18 protein-coding genes and 1 pseudogene are annotated in these 18,554 nt (G+C 62.0%); 10 read left to right on the plus strand and 9 right to left on the minus strand.

Going from position 1 to position 18,554, the window contains the following annotated elements:
* Window positions 1-343 precede the first annotated feature (343 nt).
* From CKW30_RS11930 to CKW30_RS11940, 3 genes are all read right to left on the minus strand, one after another.
* Window positions 344-751 carry a response regulator gene (locus CKW30_RS11930; protein ID WP_095180892.1) on the minus strand — a complete coding sequence of 136 codons (408 nt, stop codon included), beginning with the start codon at window positions 749-751 and terminating at the stop codon, window positions 344-346.
* A 70-nt stretch (window positions 752-821) separates the two neighbouring features.
* Window positions 822-1,034 carry a Flp family type IVb pilin gene (locus CKW30_RS11935; protein WP_095180893.1) on the minus strand — a complete coding sequence of 71 codons (213 nt, stop codon included), beginning with the start codon at window positions 1,032-1,034 and terminating at the stop codon, window positions 822-824.
* Window positions 1,035-1,144: 110 nt separating this feature from the next.
* Window positions 1,145-1,360: a Flp family type IVb pilin gene (locus CKW30_RS11940; RefSeq protein ID WP_371857550.1), complete on the minus strand. Its 216-nt coding sequence runs from the start codon at window positions 1,358-1,360 to the stop codon at window positions 1,145-1,147.
* Window positions 1,361-1,689: 329 nt separating this feature from the next.
* On the opposite strand from CKW30_RS11940, the gene cpaB reads away from it, so the two are divergent.
* From cpaB to CKW30_RS11980, 8 genes and pseudogenes are all read left to right on the plus strand, one after another.
* Window positions 1,690-2,631 (plus strand): Flp pilus assembly protein CpaB, encoded by a 942-nt coding sequence (gene cpaB / locus CKW30_RS11945; RefSeq protein WP_095180894.1) that lies wholly within the window; start codon window positions 1,690-1,692, stop codon window positions 2,629-2,631.
* 20 nt (window positions 2,632-2,651) lie between these two features.
* Window positions 2,652-3,869, plus strand: coding sequence for a type II and III secretion system protein family protein (locus tag CKW30_RS11950; RefSeq protein ID WP_095180895.1), 1,218 nt, complete (start codon window positions 2,652-2,654; stop codon window positions 3,867-3,869).
* Window positions 3,866-5,056 carry a pilus assembly protein gene (locus CKW30_RS11955; protein ID WP_095180896.1) on the plus strand — a complete coding sequence of 397 codons (1,191 nt, stop codon included), beginning with the start codon at window positions 3,866-3,868 and terminating at the stop codon, window positions 5,054-5,056. Before CKW30_RS11950 ends, CKW30_RS11955 begins: the two co-directional genes overlap by 4 nt.
* The gene (locus CKW30_RS11960; RefSeq protein WP_095180897.1) at window positions 5,053-6,321 is read left to right on the plus strand and encodes a CpaF family protein; all 1,269 of its coding nucleotides are present in this window, start codon (window positions 5,053-5,055) and stop codon (window positions 6,319-6,321) included. Before CKW30_RS11955 ends, CKW30_RS11960 begins: the two co-directional genes overlap by 4 nt.
* 17 nt (window positions 6,322-6,338) lie before the next feature.
* The gene (locus CKW30_RS11965) at window positions 6,339-7,223 is read left to right on the plus strand and encodes a type II secretion system F family protein (protein WP_095180898.1); all 885 of its coding nucleotides are present in this window, start codon (window positions 6,339-6,341) and stop codon (window positions 7,221-7,223) included.
* A gap of 1 nt (window position 7,224) precedes the next feature.
* Window positions 7,225-8,109: pseudogene (locus CKW30_RS11970) on the plus strand (type II secretion system F family protein).
* A 23-nt stretch (window positions 8,110-8,132) separates the two neighbouring features.
* Window positions 8,133-8,855 carry a lipopolysaccharide assembly protein LapB gene (locus CKW30_RS11975; RefSeq protein WP_095180899.1) on the plus strand — a complete coding sequence of 241 codons (723 nt, stop codon included), beginning with the start codon at window positions 8,133-8,135 and terminating at the stop codon, window positions 8,853-8,855.
* A 9-nt stretch (window positions 8,856-8,864) separates the two neighbouring features.
* Window positions 8,865-9,137, plus strand: a complete 273-nt coding sequence (locus tag CKW30_RS11980; RefSeq protein WP_041480652.1) for a DUF3613 domain-containing protein — start codon at window positions 8,865-8,867, stop codon at window positions 9,135-9,137.
* A 105-nt stretch (window positions 9,138-9,242) separates the two neighbouring features.
* On the opposite strand, the gene CKW30_RS11985 is transcribed toward CKW30_RS11980, so the two are convergent.
* From CKW30_RS11985 to CKW30_RS11995, 3 genes are all read right to left on the minus strand, one after another.
* Window positions 9,243-9,605 carry a DUF6124 family protein gene (locus CKW30_RS11985; RefSeq protein ID WP_095180900.1) on the minus strand — a complete coding sequence of 121 codons (363 nt, stop codon included), beginning with the start codon at window positions 9,603-9,605 and terminating at the stop codon, window positions 9,243-9,245.
* A gap of 894 nt (window positions 9,606-10,499) precedes the next feature.
* Window positions 10,500-11,267: a response regulator transcription factor gene (locus CKW30_RS11990; protein ID WP_041480747.1), complete on the minus strand. Its 768-nt coding sequence runs from the start codon at window positions 11,265-11,267 to the stop codon at window positions 10,500-10,502.
* Window positions 11,268-11,385: 118 nt separating this feature from the next.
* Window positions 11,386-11,856, minus strand: coding sequence for a prepilin peptidase (locus tag CKW30_RS11995; RefSeq protein WP_056787729.1), 471 nt, complete (start codon window positions 11,854-11,856; stop codon window positions 11,386-11,388).
* Between the two features lie 75 nt (window positions 11,857-11,931).
* Here CKW30_RS11995 and CKW30_RS12000 point away from each other — a divergent pair, with 75 nt between their 5' ends.
* Window positions 11,932-12,378, plus strand: coding sequence for a TadE/TadG family type IV pilus assembly protein (locus tag CKW30_RS12000; protein WP_024011435.1), 447 nt, complete (start codon window positions 11,932-11,934; stop codon window positions 12,376-12,378).
* Entirely contained in the window at window positions 12,375-15,137 is a 2,763-nt protein-coding gene (locus CKW30_RS12005) for an ATP-binding protein (protein WP_095180901.1), read from the plus strand. Before CKW30_RS12000 ends, CKW30_RS12005 begins: the two co-directional genes overlap by 4 nt.
* Here the strand turns inward: CKW30_RS12005 and CKW30_RS12010 are convergent.
* The 3 genes from CKW30_RS12010 to CKW30_RS12020 form a co-directional block, all read right to left on the minus strand.
* Window positions 15,122-17,119: a pilus assembly protein TadG-related protein gene (locus CKW30_RS12010; protein WP_095180902.1), complete on the minus strand. Its 1,998-nt coding sequence runs from the start codon at window positions 17,117-17,119 to the stop codon at window positions 15,122-15,124. The genes CKW30_RS12005 and CKW30_RS12010 overlap by 16 nt on opposite strands.
* A gap of 219 nt (window positions 17,120-17,338) precedes the next feature.
* The gene (locus CKW30_RS12015) at window positions 17,339-17,896 is read right to left on the minus strand and encodes a DUF4136 domain-containing protein (protein ID WP_041480657.1); all 558 of its coding nucleotides are present in this window, start codon (window positions 17,894-17,896) and stop codon (window positions 17,339-17,341) included.
* Window positions 17,897-17,937: 41 nt separating this feature from the next.
* Window positions 17,938-18,549: a DUF4136 domain-containing protein gene (locus tag CKW30_RS12020; protein ID WP_095180903.1), complete on the minus strand. Its 612-nt coding sequence runs from the start codon at window positions 18,547-18,549 to the stop codon at window positions 17,938-17,940.
* Window positions 18,550-18,554: the final 5 nt, after the last annotated feature.

Genomic DNA, 18,554 nt, shown 5'->3' on the forward strand with positions numbered 1-18,554 from the left:
AGCGCAAGCTCGAGTGCTCTTGATCTTGATCCACCGGCGACGTCGGAAGGCTGAGCGGAGGGATTGATCCGGGCGTGGGAGCGTAGCGACCGTCTGGCGCAGCCAGACACAGCGGAAGGAGGTGCAGCGAAGCAAACCGGAGCCGCTGCGCCCGGATCAGTCCCGGAGCGAAGGAACCCGAGCCTGCGAGGGCCGGACGCAGGAGCTAGCGTTTTTTGCTTACTTTTTTAGGCGCTTGTAAAAAAGTAAGTCGCCGTCAGGCGAAACCGCCAGCCGCAGCACCCGAAGCAACGGATATTCACCCAAAACCCCACCAACACGGTCGGCCCAAAGGCCGCCGAGTTCACCCACCCTGAACCTTAGGCTTGGGAAAAAGATTATCGAGAGTCTCCAACAACCGAACGTGATAAATCGGCTTGCGAAAAAGATCCAGCACCTGCAACCGCAACATATCGCTGACATCCTCCATATCCGCATGCCCCGACATCACAATCACCGGCAAATGCGCCCGCGACGTATGCTCACGCAACCGCCTGATCAGCGACATGCCCGACTCCTCGGGCATACGCAGATCAGTAATCACCAAAGCAATATCCGGATGCCGGGTCAGATGATGCAGCGCAAGCTTCACCGACGTCGCGGTATGACAGGTAAAGCCCTCCCCCTCCAGCAACTCCGCCAACTCCAGCAACGCGTCTTCTTCATCATCAACCAGAAGCAGTTGTTCGCGCGGCAGCGAGGGAGAATTCATGGGCAGCCCCGAATACTGAAAGTAAAACTCAGTGTAGCGCGCTGTTGAGCAGACGCGACCGGCACATCAATCAGGGTGTCTGCACCGGAGCCGTCTGTGCGGTGCCAACGAGCGAGACCAGGATACTGTTGAAAATCGTCAGCACCTTCGCCCCCACCGGCGTTACAAACACCACGACCACCACGGCAACCATCGCCACGACAATCGCATATTCGATGGCGGAGGCACCGTCACTGCTGGTCAGAAATGCTCGAATCCGCGTCAGCAAATAATCAAGCAACATGGGTATTCTCCTCGCGCCGATTCGGTCGGACGCTGGCAAACGGAGACCCCGCCAATGCCTGAACGCACCTGTCACTTGCGCACAGACACTGGAAAGGGAAAGGACAGCAATCAAATAGCCGGACGCGTTTGTACTGTCCCGCCGAGCGAGGTCAACACCGAGTTGAAAATTGCTAATACCTTTGCCCCGATGGGTGTCACGAAAACTACGGCGACAACCGCCACCATCGCCACCACAATCGCATACTCGATCGCCGAAGCACCCTCTTCACTGCGGGCGAACGCGCGAGCCTTGGCGATCACATAATCAAAAGTCATACGAAACATAGGTCCACTCCTTCGCGCCTCTGGCGCCGACATCACCACCGCGGCAAGGTTCCACCGTGCCACCTGAGCATTGTCAACAAACCCCCGCCCAACAACTGTAAGAACGCATTAATCACAAAGCATTAATCCCAACGTGTCTCGGCCATTTCCCGCTGTTAACCGGCCAGACTCACACTTTGGTACGGTTATTTTGCCTGTCACTAATGGCGCTTTTGCTTGGATCAGCTAGCTTGGAAATAGCGAAATAGTTGCATGTTCATAGCTGCCGATTCAGTCCGCCTTTCGCAAGCAAATGCAGTCGGTTGTGCAGCAGGAAAGGGAGAGCCGTCATGAACAGTCGCGTCACCATGGGCCTAGCCGCGTTGCTGTTGCTCGGCGCGGTTTTTGTCGGTTACTGGGGGCTGGTGCTCAGTCGTCAGCCAGCCCCGGTCGCCGAGGCGCCCGTCGCCCCAGCGGTCAGCATTGAACAGACTGTCGCGATTGCCGAAGACCAGACCCGCCAACCAGTGGTGGTGCTGCTCCACGATGTAGCGCCGTTCACGCCGCTGACCGCCGCCGATGTAACCGTGGAAAAACTGCGCAGCGCACCGGCCGGCAGCCTGACCAGCATCGAACAAGCAGTCGGCCGCACGCCTTGGCGCCGCCTCAGCGCCGGCACCTGGCTCAATGAAGAAAGCTTCCAGGCCGGCGGCGCGCTGGCGCGGATGATTCGCCGCGACGAGCGCGCGCTGACCGTGGCCGTCGACGAAGTGATCGGTGGCGCCGGGCAATTGCTGCCGGGGGATTATGTCGATGTGCTGCTGTACTTGCGCGAAGACGCGAGCAATCTGCAGCAGTCAGCGCAGATCGCCGTTCCGGCCTTGCGCGTGCTCGGGGTCGGCGATCAGTACGGCCTGACCAACGACGGCCAACCGGCATCGCCCAGCCTCAGCGCCGAAGAAAAAATCAAACAGGACCAGCGCCGCATCGCCGCGCGCACCGTGGTGCTGGCGGTGCCGGAACAATTGCTCAGCCGTCTGATGCTCGCGACCCAGGTCGGCACGTTGCGTCTCGCGGTGCGCAGCAGCGAAGAACAACGGTTGGCCAGATATTGGGCCGGCGAAACGCAATCGCCCGCGCATCTGGATCGCGCCAACAGTCAGCTTTTCCAGTTCACTCAACTCGCTTTGGGTGGCGCTCAACGAGCACCTTCAACCGCCAGTGTCGGCGCGGCCCCCAGGCCTGCGGTGGAGATCATTCGCGGCAACCAGATCAGCCAACAAACCCCATGACTGCGCAAGGATTCACGTGCATGCAGAGTCGACTCAGACCGACATTGAAACCGGCGCTCCGGGCCTTGCTGTTGTTGGGATTGTCGATGGACTCCGCCCTCGCGGCGGTCGGCAATTGTTCGGCACTGCCGCGTCTGCCCTCGGTGATCGAGATCGGTGAAGGCTTCCAGCAGGACATGCAGTCACCCGTGGCGATCACCCGCCTGGCGGTCGGCGATCCGAAAATTGCCGACGTGCATGCCAACGGCGGTTCGTCCTTTTTGCTCACTGGCGTCGGCCCCGGCGCAACCAGCCTGATGGTCTGGACTGCCTGCTCGACGCAGCCACAGCAAGCCATGGTTTTCGTCCAGGGCGCAGCGACCACGGCGCTGACCAGCAGCGTGCCGTCCGACGATCCGACCCTGCCGTCGCAGGTGCAGACCGACATTCGTTTCGTCGAAGTCAGCCGCACCAAACTCAAGGAAGCCACCGCCTCGCTGATCGGCACCCGCGGCAATTTCCTGTTCGGCTCACCCGGCACACTGCCGCCGATTGACGGCGTGCCGCAGCCGCGCCTGCCGGTGGATAACTCGCTGTTCAATTTTTCCTGGGTCGGCGGCAAGACCATGGCGATCATCAACGCCCTGGAAACCAGCGGCTTCGCCTACACCCTGGCGCGGCCGAGTCTGGTGGCGCTGAACGGGCAGAGTGCGAGCTTCCTTGCCGGTGGCGAAATCCCGATTCCGGTGCCCAGTTCCGGCAGCGACAGTGTGTCGATCGAGTACAAGGAATTCGGCATCCGCCTGACCCTGACGCCGACCATCATCGGCCGCGACCGCATCGCCTTGAAAGTCGCCCCAGAGGTCAGCGAACTGGATTTTGCCAACGCGGTGAACATCGCCGGCACCACCGTTCCGGCGCTGACCATTCGCCGCACTGACACCAGCGTGTCGCTGGGCGATGGCGAAAGTTTTGTCATCAGCGGTTTGATCAGCACAACCAACAGTTCACAGGTGAACAAGTTTCCGGGCCTTGGCGACATCCCCATATTGGGCGCATTTTTCAAGGGTTCGCAGATCAAACGCGAAGAGCGCGAATTGCTGATGATCGTCACCCCGCATCTGGTCCAGCCATTGGCGGCGGACGCGCGACTGCCGTCGTTGCCGGGGGAGAAACTGCGCAACTACGACCCGAATTTCTACCGCATGTTTTTCCTTGAGAACGGTAACTTCGACAAGCGCAGCGGGTTGTCGCAATGAACCAGAACCTCAGTCAGACCTTCCTCGCCATCACCCGCAACAGCACCGATCTGGAATGGCTGCAAAGCGCCCTCGCCCCGCTCGGCCAAGTGGTCAGCGCCGGTGCCGGCAGCCTCGATGAACTGCTCGCACTGGTCGATGTAACGTTCGCCAATCTGGTTTTCGTCGGCCTCGATCGCGAGCATGTCGTGGCGCAGAGCGCGCTGATCGAAGGTGCGCTGGAAGCCAAGCCGATGCTGGCGATCGTCGCCCTCGGCGACGGCATGGACAATCAGCTCGTACTCAATGCGATGCGCGCCGGCGCGCGGGATTTCGTCGCCTATGGCTCACGTTCAAGCGAAGTCGCCGGGCTGGTGCGGCGCTTGGGCAAACGCCTGCCCGCCGTCACTCCCAACACGCAGCTGGGCGGGCTTACCGTGATGTACGGCGTGCAGAGCAGCTCCGACGGTGCCTTGCTCGCCAATCACATGGCCATGGTGGTGCAGAAGAGCGGCCAGCAAACCTTGCTGCTCGACCTTGGCCTGCCCCGTGGCGACAGCCTCGCGCTGTTGGGGCTGGAGAGCTCGTTTCACTTCGGCGACGCCCTGCGCCATCTGCGCCGGCTCGACGCTACGCTGATCGACAGCGCTTTCACCAGCGCCGACCACGGCCTGCGCATTCTTGCCTACGCCAACACTGACGAGCCGCTGGAAACCACCAGTGCCGCCGAGCTGTACATGCTCCTCAGCGCCCTGCGCCAGCACTTTCAGCACATTGTCGTGAACCTCACCGGGCAGGCCGACAGTGAGGCATTGCGCACCTTCGTCAGCCATTGCGACAAACTGCTGTGGTACACCGACCAGAACGTACTCAACTGCCGACGCAACCTCGCCGTGCTTAACCAGTGGCGCGAGAAAGGCATGAAACTCGAGCATGGGCGCTTGCTGATCGATCGCTACCTGAGCAACGTCGCGCCGGATGCCGAGACCTTGGGCAAGACCTTCAATCTGGAAGTCATCGCCGTGCTGGCGTTCAGTCCCGACGTGCGCCTGAACGCGAAAAACCAGGGCGTCAGCCTGTTCGAACTGGCGCCCAGGGAGAAACTCACCCAGAGCCTGCGCACCCTCGGCGAGCGCTTGGCGAAACGCTCCGAAGGCCTGAGCAAACCGAAAGTCACCTGGTTCGACCGTCTGCGAGGCCACTCATGAGCGCAGAAAAACTCTTTGGCGCAACGTCGCACGGAGCGATCGGCAACAGCGACCACGAAGGCCTGAAACTGGTCCTGCACCGCTACATCATCGACGCCATCGAGGAGTCGGGGAAAAACCTGCTGGAAGGTTCGCGCCAGCAACTGGCGCAGTTCGTCACCGACAAGGTCGCCGAATACATCGCGCGTTTGCACTTGGCGATCTCGCGCTACGAAATGGAGCGCCTCGGCGAAGAAATCGTCGACGAACTCACCGGATTCGGCCCACTGGAAGTCCTGCTGCGTGACCCGTCGGTGACGGAAATTCTGGTCAACGGCCCGCACCGGGTGTTCATCGAGCGCGACGGCGTATTGCATCAAAGCGATCTGCGTTTTATCGATGCGCATCACGTCGAGCGGGTCATGCAACGCATCCTTGCGCCGCTCGGGCGCCGCCTCGATGAGTCCTCGCCGATGGTCGATGCGCGCCTGCCGGACGGCAGCCGGGTCAACGCGATCATCCCGCCGATTGCCCTCGACGGCCCGTGCCTGTCGATCCGCAAGTTCCGCAAGGACATGCTCAAGAGCACCGACCTGATGGCGATGCAGACCATCGATCTGGCGATTTTCGAATTCCTGCAGAACGCCGTGGGCAAGCGCTGCAACATCCTGATCAGCGGCGGCACCGGCACCGGCAAGACCACGCTGCTGAACATCCTCAGCCAGTTGATCAACCCGCACGAACGGCTGGTGACCATCGAAGACGTCGCCGAACTGCAACTCGGCCATCCGCATGTAGTGCGTCTGGAAACCCGTCCGCCCAACGCTGAGGGGCATGGCGAGGTCAAGGCCAGCGACCTGATTCGCAACGCCCTGCGCATGCGTCCTGACCGGATCATTCTCGGCGAGATCCGTGGCGTCGAAGTGGTCGACGTGCTCACCGCGATGAACACCGGCCACGACGGTTCGATGAGCACCGTGCACGCCAACAACGCCCAGGACGCGCTGCTGCGTCTGGAGACACTGGTCGGCCTGACCGGGCGCTCGAGTGCCGAACGCACCCTGCGTCAGATGATCTGCGCCGCCCTCGACGTGATCATTCAACTGACACGCATGCCCGATGGCCGGCGCTGCGTCAGTGAAGTGGTGGAAGTGGTCGGCATTCGCGAGGACGTCTACGTCACCAACACCCTGTTCCGCCTCGACCGCCGCACGGGGTTCGGTTTTGTGCGCGAAGCGGTCAACCCGGCCGGCGACAAGCTGCGCCACGAAGCTCACCTGGGCTGACGGCGAGGAGCACGCAGATGCTGGGACCGATCATTCTCATCGCCATTTGCCTGATGCTGCTGGGGCTGTCGATCTATCTGTTCCTGAAAGGGCTGCGCAAGACCGCGAAGGAAAAAGTCCTCAATCGACTCGCCGCCGGACAACCGCAGCTGGCCGTCGAGCAGGCCAGGTGGGTGGGACTGGAACGGATGTTTTTACGTGCTGGACTGGGTCGGCCGAGCGAGCGTTTCGGTCTGTGGCTGAGCCTGTGGGCAGCGGCAATGGGCCTGGGATTTCTGCTCGCCAGTTGGGTCGGCCTGCTGATCATGTTGCTCGTCCCGCCCGTGGCGTTGCGGTTGTACATCGCCATTCGCTACCGACAACGGATCCGTCGCATGATCGAACAACTGCCGCAACTGCTCGACCACACCGTGCGCAGCCTCAAGTCCGGGCGCACCCTCAGCGATGCAGTCCTGGGCGCCATCGAAGCCAGTGAAGCCCCTTTGAAAGCGGCCATGGGCCGGGTACAGCGCAACGTGCAACTGGGGGTGAACTTGCCTGACGCCGTCAGCGATTTTGCCGAACTCTACGAGCAGGACGAACTGCGCATGTTCGCCCTCGGCCTGAAGGTCAACCACCGCTACGGCGGCAACGCCAGTGAGCTGCTGGAGAACCTGATCAAACTGATCCGCGAGCGCGACCAGGGCGCGCGGCAGTTGCGCGCGCTGACCGGGGAAACCCGCATGACCGCTTGGGTGCTCGGTTTGCTGCCTTTGATTCTGGTCAGTTACTTCATGCTGACCAACCCCGGCTACATGCTCGGCATGTGGCACGACGAAAGCGGCCAGACCATGCTGCTCAGCGCCGCCGTGTTGCAGGTGCTGGGCAGTCTGGCGCTGTGGCGCATGTTGCGGAGCGTTTGAGATGGTCTGGCTCGCGGCGTTGCTGTTGCTCCTCGGTTCGCTGTTATTGCTGGGCAATCACCTGCTCACCGAGCGCCGCCGCGTGCGTCAGGTGCATCAGCGCTTGCACGGTCAATTGGTCCGGGAGAACCGTTTCGGCCACTGGCTGCGCGCGCTGGGCAACAGCCGTTTCGGCCGGGGCTCGGTGAGCATCGACAGCGAAACCCAGACCCTGCTCGGCCGCCTCGGCTGGCGCCGCGCCAACGAACGCGCGCTCTTCGCCGCCTGCCAGATCGGCACGCCGCTGCTCGCTCTGGGGCTGGCGATCTTTTTGCAGGAAGTGTTTTTCCCGCAGACCAGCCACCGCTGGATGGCGCCGATGTTCGCTGCGGGCGGCGGCTATCTCTTGCCCAAACGCCTGCTCGCCTACGCCGCCGCCCGCTGACAGAAAACCATCGCCGTGGAAATTTCCACGTTCATACCGCTGCTGCGCATCCTCTTCGAATCCGGCATGGCGGTGGAACAAGCGTTGCGCGTGCTCAGCGTCGAAGCGCAGAAACTGCTGCCGGAACTGACCAGCGAACTGCGCCTGATCCTCAGCCGCGTCGACTCGGGTCTGGAGCTGGGGCAGGAGCTGAACAAGACTGCGGTGATGCTCGCGGTGGACGAATTCACCGACACCTGCGTGATCCTCCAGCAACTGATCCACCAGGGCGGCGGCGCGATGAAATCACTGCTGGCGCTCAAGCAATTACTCGATGACCGACGCCTGACCCGGCTGCAGGAATACATCTCGAAAATGTCCGCGAAGATGTCGGTGGTGATGATGCTGTTTCTGTTTCCCGCCCTGCTGATCGTACTGGCCGGCCCGGGCTTCACCGCCATTGCCCGCGCGTTCGCAAACTGACCTTGGCTCATGGAGAGCGTTTGATGAAAGTACTGATAGTCATGGCAATTCTGTTGCTGCTCAGCGGCTGCGCCACGGATGGCCAGGCGCCGTGGACCTCGCTGCTGTCGCCGTCCAGCTGCAGCAAACTCACGTCGGAGCAGGAACTGTCGCTGAACCTCGCCGATGACCTGGCCAGCGACGGCAAGCTCCACGCCAGCCTCGCCAACCTGCAAAGCCTGCCGGACAACCTCAGCGAAGTGCGCCTGCGCAAAGCCAAGGTTTATCGCCTGCTCGGCCGCAGCGAAGCCGAGCCGCTCTACCGCAGCCTGCTCGGCGGCTGCCTCACCGCCCAAGCCGAACATGGCCTGGGCCAGGTCTACGCCGCCCGTGGCGACAACGGCCAGGCCCAGGCCCACCTGCAACGCGCCGCGCGCCTGGCGCCCACCGACGAAAAAATCCGCAATGATCTCGGCGTGGTCTACCTCAACCAACTGCGCCTCAACGAAGCGAAATTCGAATTCCTCACCGCCATCGAACTGAGCCAGAACAATCAACTGGCGACGCTGAACATGGTCACCCTGCTGCTCTACCAGAACGACTGGCCGCAAGCCGCGGAAATCGTCAGCCGCTCGAAACTGACCCCGGAGCAATTCACCGAAGCGCAGCAACGCGCAGAAAAACTCAAAGCCCCGACCAACACCAAAGCCGCCCCCGGCGACCGGGTCGCCGCCTTCATCGACCCGTTACCGCCGACGCTCGAATAGGAGACAGCCATGACCATCCGCAAAGGCCTGTGCTACCTGACCCTGCTCACCCTGCCCCTCAGCGCCCAAGCCATCGACGCCGGCCCTGCTTCTGCGCAGCAGCAGGAAACCGAAGGCTGGCTGGTCCTGCAAAGCCGCAACAAAGCCGCCTCCCCCAAACCCCAAAGCGCCACCGCCACCGAACGCGAACTGGCGATGCAGCGCTGGCTGAAGAAATACCAGTACGAGATTCCGGACTTTTACGATCCGGATGCGGGCGGGAAGATCGAGAGCAAGAATTAGTCTGGTGGTGTGCTTGAAGGCCCCTTCGCGAGCAAGCTCGCTCCCACAGTCGACCGCGTGCTTTCGGTGGGAGCGAGCCTGCTCGCGAAGAACGATAACGCGGTTTCAACGCTGCGGATCAACCCGATCCAGCGCCCGATTCACGGCTAGCTCGGCCAGCATGACAATCTGCTGAATCGCCAAAGCCGTGCTGCGCTGAAACCCGCTCAACTCGCCAGCGAAATTACTCGCCATCGCACTCGCTGACGCCAGCGACTCACAGGCATGCGCCAACAAGCTTTCGGTATCGACATTGGGCACCACCATGAACAGCGTGCTGGGCGGGTGCGGTTTTGCGGGTTCGGGGCAGAGATAGAAATCGAGCGCGCGTTTTATCGCTTCGCGGTTTTTCACAAGATCGTCGGCGCGCATGGCGTCTTCGAGCGGGGTGGTGGGGGATGGGGGTGGGTCTGGGATCAGTTTTTCCATTAAAACGGCTCTCCAAAATCTGCGGTGCGACCCAATGCCATTCTCACGGGGCAAAAGGTGGCAACTGTATGCGGGGTGAGAATACCGGTTATGGACACCCGGCCAGACCGAAGTCTGCCCGCACACAGCCGCCATGACACATTGCAGACAGCGGACAAGCTGGCGGCGATTATGCGTGCACAGATACTGGATGACCATAAGTAGCAGGGTTCTCACACCCGATCGCCGAAGATTCGACGACAGCCAGAGACTAGTGACCCGACGTCCGACGGACAACCTGAAAACCTTGTGGGAAGGTTCTGGCAAATCAGACGCAGATTTAAACAATCAAAATCAAAAGCACCCTCACCCTAGCCCTCTCCCAGAGGGAGAGGGGACCGACCGAGTTGTTTGGGCGAAGTACACCGACCTGAAAAACCGAGTCGAACACAAATTTTGAACAACCCACAAATCGGCTCCCTCTCCCTCGGGAGAGGGCTGGGGTGAGGGGCGAATCCAGCGCAAAACAAAAGCCAGACACCGCATGCTTTTCACCACTCAAAACAATGAGCGCAAGCTCGAGTAGCTTTTGATCTTGATCTGGGAGCCCGTCGGCAGGCTGAGTGGAGGGATTGATCCGGGCGTGGGAGCGCAGCGACCGTACGACGCAGTCGTACACAGCGAGTGTAGGTGCAGCGGAGCAAACCGGAGCCGCTGCGCCAGGATCGATCCCGGAGCGAAGGAACCCCGAGCCCCAGCGAGCGGGCCGAACGTCAGGGCGAAGACCTTTTGGTTACTTTTGGGGCGTTTGCCAAAAGTGACCCGCCGTAAGGGCGGAACCGTAATCAGCGACACCAAAAAAAACGGATATTCACCCCAACCACCCAAAGCATGGTCGGCCCAAAGGCCGCCAAGTCAATGCGCAGTAACCCGCTGCCGCCCAGCAGATCCAACGGGCGAAAGGGCCAAAGCCAACTGCGTCCGATTATGCATATGCGTCAACCGCAACACCTGCGACACATAAAGCTTCACCGTGTTCTCGGTAATCCCCAACTCACAGGCAATCTGATAATTGGTCTGCCCCTTGCCCACCAACCGCGCCACATCCAACTGCCGGGGCGACAACTGACTGAACACCGCCGGCATCTCCACAGACTCAGGCTCACCATCGGCCAACACCGGCGCGGGCGAGCGCCGCACCTTGTCCAGATCCTGATAAAGGTCATCGATCGACTCGGACAAGAACTGCAACTTCTGATTCAGATGACCCAGATGCAGATTCTTCTGCCGTTCCTGCAAAGCCAGCTCCTGACGCTGCACCCCCTCGAGCAACTCAGCCAGATCAATCGGCTTCTGATAGTAATCGGCAATCCCCGCACGCAACGCCTTGATCACATCCTGCTTGTCAGCGCGCCCGGTGAGCATGATCGCCTCGAACACCCGCTGCTTGCCGGCCAGCCGTTGCAACGCCTGGATCAACTCGATGCCGTCCATGTCCGGCATGTGCAAATCACTCAGCACCAGACCGATGTCCGGGTCCGCCCTGAACAGCTCGATGGCTTCAAGACTTGAGTCGCACGGCACGCAACGGTAGCCACTGCTCTCGAGAAACTCACAGAGTTCTTCGACGATCAGCGGCTGATCATCGACCACGAGGATTTTTACCGAATTAGGCTTGTTCACGAACCACTCCATTTGCTCGGCCAACGCTGACGATTCCTGCACTTTGGTGGCGTATTCGCCTGAATTGAAAGTAGACCCACTTTCCGACTATGTACATAGGACTAGCGGCACCCCGCGATCAGGTGATCCAGTACAGCGAAAGCACTACCCCTACCCACACGAACGGCGCAAATGGCAGCTTTTTTGACTTGTCCGGGGCCAGATGACGCAGATGCGCTCTAAGCCCTTGAGCCATATGAGGCCAGACTTTTGGCGCGAGCAGCAGCCACAGCACGCTGGCCAGGCCAGCGCCGATAAACGCGCCAAGAACGAATATGCCGTTCGTCGCAAGACCCAGGGCTGTCATTAATTTCACATCACCAGCGCCCATGCGGCCCATGAAATAACCGGGCAGCGTCAGCAGCAAAGCGATCAGGCAGGCCCAGCCGCCCTGCCCCGCGTCGGCACCCAGCCAGGTGCTGCCGGTCGCCAGCAACCAGACCAGCGCCAGCGCGCCCACGCCTAACGTCAATGCGTTGGAAATTCGCCGCTGCCGGGCATCTTGCGCGGCGCAGATCGCCAGCCAGATCAGAACAAGGGAAATCTGCATCCGCTGAAAGCCGTCCGTTTTGCCTGATTGATTCTATGCTGATACTACGCAGTGACTGTCAGGGTAGACGCACGCATGAAAAACGGCTTTCGCAGGTCGCAAAAAGGTGCGGTGGCGATCGAATTCGCCTTGGTGTTCATCATCTTTTTCGCAGTGTTTTACGGGCTGGTCAGCTACGGCCTGCCCTTCGTGATGATGCAATCGTTCAACCAGGCCACCGCTGAGGCGGTGCGCCGCAGCGTTGCGGTGGACCCGACCACGCCGAACTATTCGACGGTAGTGGTCAACACCGCCAATGCTGCGCTGACCCAACAACTGCAATGGCTGCCCTCGGCCTTGAATCTGGTGGTCGGGACCGACACCAGTGCGGCTTACGACGCGGGGACCGGCACCCTGACCGTCAGCGTCAATTACCCGGTGAGCAAGCTCAATCAGATCATGCCGTTTCTGGTGCTGCCCGGGATCGGCACGGTGCCTAATCTGCCCACGCATCTCACCGCCCGCTCGAGCCTGCAATTTTGACCGCCGGCGATAAGCTTTTCGGGCGCTTGCTCAAGCGCGCCCCCGTCGCAGCCCACGACTTGCCGGACCACCTCGGCGCGCCGCCGATCGGCCTGCATTTTTATCTGGATGGCAACGGCGATGTGTTGCAGATCGCCGGCCCGCTGCGGCATTTGCTCGCCCAGCACAAACCTCAGGGTCAGCCGCTGCCGCTTCGCGCCTATCTGCTGCCGCATAGCCTGCTGAGCGTCGAAGGCCAGCCGCGGGACTGGCACGGGCAATTGCTCGATCTGGATTTCACCGGCCTGAATGATCAGCCGCTGCACCTGCGCGGCTGGGTGCAGCCGCTGGAGGATGGCTGGCGATTGCAGCTGCTCGACATCGCCGACCTGTTGCTCGAACGTCAGCAAGCGCGCGACCGCGACGCCTGCCAGGCCCTCGCCGCGCAAGTCAGCGATCGTCTGCGCACGTGCAGCCTGACGCGTCTGCCGACGGTGCTTGGCGAACAATTGCAGGCCATCGCCCAGCGCTGGCACATCCCCTGCCTCGCCGTGGCCTTGCTGGATGAACAGGCCCAGGGCTGGCAGATTCATCAACAGTTTCGTGGCCATGACGCTCCACAATTGTGGGAGGACGGCCAGCCATTGGGCACGCCGCTGGACAGCCTCAACGGCAGCGCGCCGCAACGCCTCGCCGGCCCGCAGGGCCGCTATGAACATTCGCGATTGCAGGCCACGTTCGGCAACGCCAACGGTTTCGCCGTGCCCTACAGCAATGACCAGGGCGTGGTCGCGTGGCTGCTCTGTGGGTTTTATACGGTCGACAACGTGGCGCCATGGCTGACCGATCGCGACTGGCTGACCCTGGCCGGTGCGCTGGCCGGACCGCTGCTCAGCCGCTTGCGCGAGCAGCGCCATGTGCAATCGATGGAGCGTCTTGATTCCCTGCAAAACCTGCTCGGCACTGGCTGGTGGGAAATCAGTGCCGAAGAGCAGATTGCGCTGGCGCCGACGCTGGCCTCGGCACTGAATCTCAGCGATCGCCTGCTGCCGGTAGAGGACTGGCTGTCGCTGTTTCATCCCGCCGACCGCGACGAATTGCGCAGCCGTTTGCGCGCCCTGCAATGGCAGGGCGAGGCGCTGACCCTGAGCGTGCGTCTGCACCACGCGGAGGTCGGCGCAGCAGCGACGTGGTATCGGATTCAGGGTCAGGTCAGCGGCACCGGTGAGCATCGGCGTCTGGTCGGATTCATGCTCGACATCAGCGACATCCAGAATCAACAACAGCGCGCCGCTGCCGCCCATGCGCGGCTGGACAATCTGATCGCCAGTTCGCCGGCGGTGATCTACGTGCAGCGCTACGCAGAAGGCGCGCTGATCCCGGCGTTTTTCAGCGCCAGCCTGCAACCCTTGCTGGGCTGGACGCTGGAAGATTGCGACACGACAGCGCTGGTCGAGCGCGTGCACCCCGATGACCGCGAACTGTATTTCCAGCGCAACCGCCAGTTGCTGCGCGAAGGCTCGGTGCGTGCGCGTTATCGCCTGCGCGACAGCCGTGGCGAGTACCACTGGCTGCTCGATGAGGCGAAACTGCTGCGCAATGATCTCGGGCTGCCGGTCGAGGCGGTGGGCCTGTGGCTGGATGTCACCGACGCGACGCTTGCCGCCGAGCAGGTGCGGCAGAGCGAGGAGCGCTACCGGATTCTGGTAGAGGATTCGCCGGCGATGATCTGCCGTTATCGCCCGGACCTGACGCTGATCTTTGGCAACCGACCCTTGGCGACTTATCTGGAATGCACCCCGGAACAACTGCCCGGCGTTGATCTGGGTGGCTGGATGTCCGAAGAACAGCGCGCAGCGTTCGTTCAGCGCTTGAGCCAACTGACGCCGGAACAGCCAGTGAGTACAGCGGAAATCAGCCTGCAATTGCCCGGACGCGAACACGCCTGGTGGGTCTGGTCGGATCGCGGCGTGTTCGATGAGCATGGGCAGTTGATCGAAGTGCAAGCGGTGGGCCGCGACAACACCGAGGTGCGCCGCTCACAACAGCAACTCACGCAAAGCGCGAAAATGGCTACCCTCGGCGAAATGGCCACCGGCCTCGCCCACGAAATCAACCAGCCGCTCAACGTGATGCGCATGGCCATCGTCAACGTGCTCAAGCGCCTCGGCAACGGTGATGTGCAGGTCGATTATCTGACCGACAAACTCAACCGTATCGACGCTCAGGTTCAACGCGCAGCGAAGGTGGTCGACCACATGCGTGTGTTCGGTCGCCGCTCGGAAATCGAACAACAATTGTTCAACCCGGCCCAAGCCATCGAAGGCACCCTGTCACTGCTGGCCGAGGGCATGCGAGGCAAAGGTGTCGATCTGCGCATCAGCGAGACCGGCTTCGAGGCGCAGGTGCGCGGCTACGTCGATCAGTTGGAGCAGGTGCTGATCAACCTGATGGTCAACGCCCGCGACGCGCTGCTCGGCAAGCGCGAGCACGACCCTGCATTCAAACCGTGGATTTCAATCTACGCCGAGCGTGACGAGGAAAGCGTGCGGCTGTGGGTCGAGGACAATGGCGGCGGCATCGATCCGCGTTTGCTGGAGCGGATCTTCGAGCCGTTCTTCACCACCAAGCCGATTGGCGTCGGCACCGGCCTGGGCCTGTCGGTGAGCTACGGCATCATCGCCAACATGGGCGGGCAATTGAGCGTGCGCAACTCCACGGAGGGCGCACGGTTCTGCATCGAATTGCCGATTGCCACGGATGATCAGATCACCAGATAGGCCTTGCCGGTCTGCCCGCAGGTCATGTTGGCGCCCACCTCGGTGTTCATCAGATTGATGCCCAGGCCTTTGAGCAAATTGTTCAACAACGGGTCGAGCAAGGGACTGATCAATCCGGTGACCACTGGCAACAAGCGGTTGCTGACGTCGCTGATCAACGAAGCCACACCGGTGACGACAGCGCCCAGCGGGTTGCTGCCCACGGGTTTGTAGACGATCAGGTTGATGCCCGACAGGGTGTTCGCCAGGCTGCCGACGATGTTGCTGGTCGGCGCGGCCGGCAGCAGGCTCGGCGGCAGTTTCAGATTGGCCGGGGTGGCGAAGGGTGTGGTGCTGGAGAACAGCAGATTCTGCGTGGTCTGCGCGACGCTGGTGTCGAGTTTGAGGGCGATGCCGCCCGCGCCGTATTGCACGTGGGAGGCGGCATCGCAGCTGCCGATGCCGAGAATCTTGTGGCAGGTGATGATGCCGAGATCGACCAGCGGCAACGGCGTCACCGTTGGTTCGGCGACTGAAGAGAACGCGGCGACGGGATCGATCTTGCCGAGTTTGAGATCAGCCAGAGAAGTCGTGGTTGCGGCAGTCAGGCTTTTGCTGTCGGTATCGCCGGTCGGGCAGCGGTAATCGGTGACATAGCTTTTCGCCCCGCCGGCATCCAGCGCGATGTCGATTTGCGGTGAGGGCAGCAGCTTCGGATCGAGCTGTTGGCAGCCGGCACCCAACAGGCAGAACACTGAATTGAGCGTGTCCACCAGATTCAGGCTCAACAGTGCATTGAGCGTCGGCGTCAGCGTACCGACCAGGCCCAGCACCGCATTGGTCAGCCCCGTCACCCCCGAGAGCACCGGCAGATTCACCGACAACAACGTGCGCACCTGCGCCGTGCGCACATAAATCCGGTCCGGCCCCAACGGATCGGCCTTGGCCCGCGCAGGGTCGCCAATCGCCGAGAACTGCGGCGGCTCGATCACCTTCACCCGCACCGTGACACCGGCCAGCCCCAGCACGTTGACCGGCAAGGTCGCCGCCACCGCGCTCTTGCTGTTGGCCAGTTGCACCACGCCCTGCACCAGTTGCAGCAATTGCAGATTGGCATCCAGCCCCGCCGCCGTAGTGCCGGTCTGCAGTTGCAGGATCTCGCCGAGTCTGACCGGCGCCGCGTTGATCGCGGCGACCTGCAACTGGCCCAGCGCGGTGACCACGTGCGCGGTCGCGCCGTTGAGCTGCACCACCGTCGCCGCTGCCTGAATCAGTTGCGTCACGGTCGCTTGGGTATTGAGCAACTGCGTGTAATTGCCGGCGCCGACGTTGAGGTCGATCGCCAGTTGATCGAGGTATTTGAGCAGGTTGATATCGGTGTGCAGCAAACCGTCCCAGCCCAACGCCGTGAGGTTGACGTTGCCGCCGAGCAACCCGGAAAACAGCGGATTGAGGATGTTCGACTGCGCCGTGTCGATGCTGGCGAGGGTGCTGCGGATATTCAGTTGGGCGACGGTCGGCTGCGGTTTCGCGGCAACTGCCGAAGCATTGAGCGTGGTATTGAGGCTGACCGGCGTGGCGCTGAACAACGCCTGCACACCGCCAGCAAAACTGCTGGTGACCGTACGACTGGCAGCGACTTTGACTGCGCTTGATTGCGTGGCATCGACGGTGAAACTGCGCACACCACTGGCGGCCGTGGCCAGCGTGCCGCAGGTGGTCGCGAGCGTATTGGCGGCATCGACCACGTAACCATTGCGCAGCGCACTTTGCCCGGCATAACTGGCGGCGGTCAGCCCGGGCAGGCAATTGCCGCCGCGACTGACCGCTTCGAGGGCGGCGGTATCGACCACCCGCTGCAATTTGCGCTGTTCCATGTACAAGCGACCGCTGTCGACCACCAGCAACATCATCACCAGCGCCAGACTCAGGGTGGCGGCTGCCATCAAGCCGATCGCCCCGCGTTGCCGGGCCGGGCCGTTGCCTTGCGATCCTCGCGACATGGCGCACTCCTTTGCCGGCGCAGTGCCGAGCGCTACCTCCGTTGGTGAAAATGAGTGTAGACGCGGTCGGTCGAGAGTGCTGGCGTGGCGCCATTCCTGTCACCACCGCCACGGTGGGAGCGAGCCTGCTCGCGAAAGCGTCGTGCCAGAGGATTCAATGCTGAATGACACACCGCCTTCGCGAGCAGGCTCGCTCCCACAGGGACGGTTCAGAGCGGTTCAACGCGGTGGATAGTTGGCCAGAATCCGTGCGACGGTCTCGCGAATGGCATTGCTGCGGTCAGCCGGATTCGGGCGGTTGCTGAGCATTTGCTCATCGCTGCCACGCCAGACCAGTTTGCCGTCCTTGCCGTCGAGCAGGTCGATCTGAATGGTCGCGACCTTGTAGGTGATGTTGCGCGTTTCGTTGTACATCGGCGCGCCCCAGTAGCCGTTCCACGGGCCGCCCCAACCGCCGCCGTAATTGGTCGTCACTTGCTGCTGCCGGTCCTCGACGATCAGGTAGGTCTGCACGCTCAGATCACCCTTGCCACCGCCAGCGGCCGGGCGCAAACCGCGCTGATCGAGTTGATCGGACACCGCCTGGCGGATGCGCTGTTCGGTCAGGTCGCTTTTGATGCGCGGATCATCAGGGCGATATTGCAGGGCCGGGTCTTTCCAGCTCCAGCTGCGATAAGCGGCAAAGTCGCGGCTGGCGTCGAAATCGTGATTGACCTGATTGGCGGCGCAGGCACTGAGCAGCGCAGCAACAGCGAGTAGAGCGAGACGGCGGAACATGATTTTTCTCCGGGTGAAGACATGAACCTGCTGACACGACGTCAGCTGGGAGGATACGCCGCCATGGCTTTTTCCACAGCCTCGCGGATCGCATCGGCGCGTTCGATCTGATTGCCCTGGGTGCCGGTCTCGGCGCTGGCGCTCCACACTGGCTGACCATTGCCGGCATCGAACAGATCGACCCGCACCACTACGACCTGCTCTTGATAGGTGCGCACGATCGGCACGCTGTTGTACATGCCGTAACCGCGACCATAACGATCATAGCCGCCGTATCCGCCGTAGTAGCCGTAGTCGTCGCGAACCTGGCGCAAACGGGTTTCCAGACGCAGATCGGCGCTGACCAGCAGGTCCGCCGGGCGGTTGTCGCGCATCGGCCGCAAGCCGCGCTGGTCGAGGGCGTTGCTGACCGCCTCGGCCACCTGCGCCGAGTCAGCCCACGCCGTGCCCGGCGGCAACTGCCCGTCGCGCCAGGCCCAATTGCGGTAGCGCCCGTAATCACGCGGCGGCGCCGGGTAGGCGCTGCGGTCGAAGGTGGTGGCGGCTTGCGGCGGTGCCGGCGGCAACGGCCGCGACTGCGCCACGTAGGGGTTGCTGCCTTGGCAAGCGGCCAACCCCAGACTTATCAGCAATAACCCGCATTGAGCTTTCATGTCGC

The sequence above is a fragment of the Pseudomonas sp. Irchel 3F6 genome (genome assembly GCF_900187595.1).
GTDB classification, from domain to species: Bacteria; Pseudomonadota; Gammaproteobacteria; order Pseudomonadales; family Pseudomonadaceae; genus Aquipseudomonas; species Aquipseudomonas siliginis.